This is a genomic window from uncultured Neisseria sp. (assembly GCF_951230505.1).
In the GTDB taxonomy this organism is placed as follows: Bacteria; Pseudomonadota; Gammaproteobacteria; order Burkholderiales; family Neisseriaceae; genus Neisseria.
This window is the reverse complement of record NZ_CATNVN010000159.1, coordinates 1-4,154: the sequence shown is the minus strand read 5'-3', so window position 1 is coordinate 4,154 and position 4,154 is coordinate 1. Positions and strand designations below refer to the sequence as shown.

At 47.8% G+C, this 4,154-nt stretch carries 4 protein-coding genes; 1 reads left to right on the top strand and 3 read right to left on the bottom strand.

Going from position 1 to position 4,154, the window contains the following annotated elements; translation table 11 throughout:
• A partial coding sequence (locus Q1M25_RS08590; protein ID WP_300483863.1) for a substrate binding domain-containing protein occupies positions 1-420 on the top strand: 420 nt, incomplete at its 5' end.
• Positions 421-502: 82 nt separating this feature from the next.
• On the opposite strand, the gene Q1M25_RS08585 is transcribed toward Q1M25_RS08590, so the two are convergent.
• From Q1M25_RS08585 to Q1M25_RS08575, 3 genes are all read right to left on the bottom strand, one after another.
• Positions 503-2,140 (bottom strand): NAD-dependent malic enzyme, encoded by a 1,638-nt coding sequence (locus Q1M25_RS08585; protein WP_300483862.1) that lies wholly within the window; start codon positions 2,138-2,140, stop codon positions 503-505.
• A 354-nt stretch (positions 2,141-2,494) separates the two neighbouring features.
• Entirely contained in the window at positions 2,495-3,475 is a 981-nt protein-coding gene (locus Q1M25_RS08580) for a pyrroline-5-carboxylate reductase (RefSeq protein ID WP_300483860.1), read from the bottom strand.
• A 32-nt stretch (positions 3,476-3,507) separates the two neighbouring features.
• Entirely contained in the window at positions 3,508-3,954 is a 447-nt protein-coding gene (locus Q1M25_RS08575) for a tetratricopeptide repeat protein (protein ID WP_300483858.1), read from the bottom strand.
• Positions 3,955-4,154 lie beyond the last annotated feature (200 nt).

Sequence of the window (4,154 nt, the reverse complement as noted above, 5' to 3'; positions counted from 1 at the left end):
ATTTCCGCACCGCTCAAAATGGTATTGGTTGCCTCGCCCGATTATTTGGCGCAACACGGTTCACCGAAAAATATTGATGATTTGCAGCAGCACCGCCTTATCGGTGCGAAGCTCTCCGCCGAACACGGCGCGGAAATTCAATGGGAATTCAAATACAAAAAAAAGCTGATTACGTTCACACCAAAATCGCAGTTTTCCATCAATAATCATCTGCGTCTGCAAGCCGTTTCAGACGGCCTTGGCATTGCGTGGATAGCACATATGAGCGTAGCGGATGCACTCAATTCGGGGCACCTGGTCGAGCTGTTGCCTGAGTATGCTATGACTTACGAACCGCTTTACCTCTATTACCCCAGCCGTCGCGGGCATTCGAATGTGTTTAAGTTGATTGTGGATGCGCTGCGGGTGGAGGTCGTCTGAAAATGTAAAAGCAGCCTGACTTCTTTGCATGGATTTCAGACTGCTTTTTGCTTTCAGGTAGCCTTATAGCTTCTAGGAGACCTTATTCATATACCGCCTGCCACATTGCGTCCTGCACCGCCTGTACCCAGTTTTCAGGCTGCTTGGTCGCTACACCGTCCTTGACCGCTTGTTTGGCAACAGCAACAGCAACAGTAGCAGACGATGCACGCAGGTTATTCACCGATGGCAGGAGCGACGCGCCTTCGTCCTGCGGATTGACTTGCGAGGCGACTGCTTCAGCTGCAGCCAGCAGCATCCCGTCAGTAACGTGTTTCGCACCGGAAACGATAACTCCCAGCCCCAACCCTGGGTAAAGCATGGCGTTGTTAGCTTGACCGATTTCGTAGTTCACGCCTTTATACGGCACGGGTGGCACGGGGATGCCGACAGAAATGAGCGCTTTGCCATCCGACCATTTTATAGCCTCACTCGGCATCACTTCGATTTTCTCGGTCGGGTTAGATAACGGCAGCAGAATTGGGCGCTCTACGCCCGCACATAGGGCTTTGACTACGTCTTCAGTGAATGCGCCGTGATCGGTGGATGTGCCAATCAAGATAGTCGGTTTTACTTGTTTTACAACTTCGAGCAAGCCGATTTTACCGTCCGTTTTCGCCCAGTCGGCAACTTCAGTGGCTGGGCGGGCATATTCCTGCTGGTAATCAGGCAAGCCGTCCATGTCATCAGTAACCAGTCCGTTGATGTCAATCAGCCATACGCGTTGTTTCGCTTCTTCGCGACTCAGGCCTTCGCGCTCCATCGCCGCACTGATTTGGTCGGCCATACCCGTACCTGCGGTGCCTGCACCGTACACCACCAACCGCTGTTCGGCAAAGGTCTGTTTGGTCACTTTCAGGCCAGAGAATACGGCAGCCATCACAATCGCACCCGTTCCCTGCATATCGTCGTTGAAAATACGGTATTGTCGGCGGTTCTCCACCAAAATGCGGCGGGCATTGGACGGACCGAAGTCTTCAAAGTGCAAAAGCGCATTGGGGAACATTTCAGCAGCAGTTTTCAGGTAGCTTGCAATCAATGCGTCGTAGCGTTCACCACGCACGCGGGCATGGCGATTGCCCAAATAAGTGGGATCATTGAGCAGGGCTTCATTATCTGTACCCACATCTAGATTCACAGCAATGGTGCGGCTGGGATGAATGCCCGCAGCAGCAGTATAAACTGCCAGTTTGCCGACGGAAATATCCGTGCCGTTCACACCCCAGTCGCCGATACCCAAAATCTCTTCCGCATCGGAAACTACAATCAAATCTACATCATCTGCACCCAAGCCCAGCGTTTCAAACGATGCACGGATGTTTTCAGGATGGTTTACATCCAGATAGACAGCTCGCGAACGGCGGTAGTCGCGGCTCCATTTTTTAATTGCTTCGCCGACAGTGGGGTCGTAAACAACGGGTAGCATTTCGGCTAGATGGTCAATCAGGAGTTTGTAGTACAGTACTTCGTTGCGGTTGTGCAGTTGATCGAGAAAGATATATTTTTCAATATCTTTTTCATAGGATGAAAACTGGCGGTAAGCACGCGTGGCCTGTTGTTCGAGCGTTTCTACAACGACAGGTAGGCGGCCGGTCAGGCCATATTTTGCTCGCTCTTCCAATGTGAAAGCGGTATCTTTGTTGGTGAGAGGGTTCTGTAGGATGGTGGGGGTGTTGCTCATATTGTGTCTCCTGTGAAGATTAGGAAAAGCTCGTCCGAAAAATGGACTGTTATATTGTACTTAAAAAATATGAATTAAAAGTTAATTTAACAACCTAGAAAGTCCTTAAAAGTTGATGATTAGCCTTTTAAAGACTACTAACAGACGTGTCACAATGAAACTGAATCTAAACCATACTGTTTCAGGCTACCTGAAACAGTGCAGGCTGCCATTGATCTGATTTTTTGAATGCGTGCCTACGATGCTGCACCCCTATCCTGTTTTTCAGACGGTTTTTTTCATAACAAAGAGCGGTCAGTTTTTTAGGTATTTTTGTAAATCATCTTCAAAATCTGACCGCTTGTATTTTTAAGATTATTTTCCTTTCTTCTGATTCATCAACCAATCACGGGCAGGTTCGAGTAAATAGGCGTAATCAAATGAGTACATATGCTCTGCACCTTTGTGGGTTGAGTTTTCCGGAATTACGGTATTTGGTGCGAAACGGATAAAGTTGATATGTTTGCCTTGGTCGAGCATTTTTTGGACTTTTGCGTCTTGTTCGGTCTGCGGTAATTTGGCAGAGAACTCAGTTTCGGCGTAGCTGACTTTATCTTGTTTCAACATTTTTCCAACTTGAGCCATGCCTGCAGAGGCTTTTGAATCGGCAGCCGAAACGGTATAAATAAACTTCGCTTTCTCCAATGGTTTTAAAACATTGATATCCCATTGACTGCCGACAAACATATACTCCGCAAAGAAGTTAGGCTCGATACTATTTAGGTAGAATGAAATCATACCGCCCATGGATTGACCCGTGGTATAAACACGATTGGCATCAATCGCTTTTTCGGCGATCAGATTTTTGACAAGGCGTAAGGTCATGGGGACTTCTTCAGTTGTTTCCCATTTATCGTTGACTGCCGTTTCGGTGTAAGACGGTACAAGGACAAAGGCTGGGTATTTCGCCTGCGCTTCATCGGTTGCCCAGATGATGCCGCCATAGCCTTGCATTAGTGGGGCTTTTACGCCTTTTCCTGCTGTGCTGGCATCTGCGATAAACATGACTAACGGATATTTGCGACCCGGCTCAAGATTTTTCGGGGTGTACAGGTTGTACTGCATTTCTTTGCCTGTTTTGGGATCTTTAAACGTTAACACTTCAAAACGTGGTGCAATTTGTTCACGCAAGGCAAGCAAGCGACTATCGTAGGATTTATCCGCGCCGCCGTATTGTTTGTCCCAAGCTGTATTTTGCATGTTTTGAGTCGTCACTGCTTTTTCAGTCGCATTTGAGGTGGCGTTGCAAGCGGCAAGCAACAAGCTTGCGGCAATCATCGTTACGGTTTTCTTCATCGTGGAAACTCCTTAAATTTTGCGGGAAATCATTAATTTTTTTCGATGCCTAAACGGTTCAACGCATCAATCGCTGGCTGGGAAATATGGTCGCCTCGTTTAGCAGACTCTTGATACCAATGCACGGCTTTGGTCATGTCTTTTGCCGTGCCGATGCCGTTTTCGTAGCAATGGCCGAGCCAGTATTGCCCGGTGATGTCGCCCTCTTCTGCCGCTTGCATGAAGTAGGCAAAAGCGGTTTTCGCATTCTTGGCGATACCTTCGCCGTTCAGATACATCAAGCCCAGATAACGCGGCGCTTTCATATGCCCAGCCTGTTGAGCTTGCTCAAAGTAGGGCATTGCATGTTGGTAATCCTGTTTTTGATACAAGGCGATGCCTTCGTCCAACAGGGCTTTCGCCTGCTCATTATGTTGCGGAACGGTAGAACAGGCGGCGAGAAGGGCTGTAGCGACGAGCGCGGATAGTTTGGATTTCATAAATTACTCCCTAACATGTATCGCAAGTTGAAATAATAGTACAAAGTTTCGTTTTAGACATCAAAGTGCGGTCAGATTTCAAGGCTTTTTATTTATCCCTTCACCAAAACAACGCATTAAACAATCCAATACGATGCGTACTTTTGCTGATTGCGCTGGCAGTCATGCACAAATTCGCCACATCCGGTATTTGTTGTGAA

Excerpts from the sequence above, each read along its gene's own strand:
- Q1M25_RS08585 (WP_300483862.1), bottom strand. The coding sequence starts at position 2,140 with ATGAGCAACACCCCCACCATCCTACAGAACCCTCTCACCAACAAAGAT.
- Q1M25_RS08580 (WP_300483860.1), bottom strand. The coding sequence starts at position 3,475 with ATGAAGAAAACCGTAACGATGATTGCCGCAAGCTTGTTGCTTGCCGCT.
- Q1M25_RS08575 (WP_300483858.1), bottom strand. The coding sequence starts at position 3,954 with ATGAAATCCAAACTATCCGCGCTCGTCGCTACAGCCCTTCTCGCCGCC.